The organism is Citrobacter sp. VF227 (assembly GCF_052950715.1).
This window is the reverse complement of sequence record NZ_JBRFVF010000233.1, coordinates 1-530: the sequence shown is the minus strand read 5'-3', so window position 1 is coordinate 530 and position 530 is coordinate 1. Positions and strand designations below refer to the sequence as shown.

Genomic DNA, 530 nt, shown 5'->3' with positions numbered 1-530 from the left:
CCTTTTCCCCCGCGGCGATGCCCAGCTCGCCAGCCAGCACCTCGCCGATCTCGACGAACTTTTCCGGCTGGACGATGGCATTGAGCAGCACGTGGGTCGTCCAGTAGTGGAAGTGTTCGGTGAGGCGGTAGGTGGTCGCCGCATACGGAAACTCTTCGTAGGTGCCGAAGGTATGTCGATCTTCGGCGAAGATGCGGGCAACCGGGTTGTGATAGGCCAGCGGATTGTCCGGGTGCAGCGGATTGTTGGGGATCGGCGATTCCAGCGGCTCGTAGTGCTCGGGGAACGGCCCCTCGCCCAGCCACTCGCTGGCGAAGAAGTGCCCGGTGCCGCTCTCGGTGAGGATGAACGGCTTGACGTCATCTTCCGGCGGCGCGGCCACGGGGTAGTCCGGTACGTCGGCACCGACCCAGCGTTCGCCGTTCCACCAGACCAGCGCACGGTTCGGGTCCCACGGCGTGCCGTCGGGACGGGCCGACGCGCGGTTGAAGAGAATCCGCCGGTTCAGCGGCCAGGCCCAGGCCCAACCG

At 66.4% G+C, this 530-nt stretch carries 1 pseudogene; it reads right to left on the bottom strand.

Features of this window, described 5'->3' with window-relative positions:
* Positions 1-530: pseudogene (locus tag ACU8YC_RS26065) on the bottom strand (formate dehydrogenase-N subunit alpha); the annotation flags it as partial.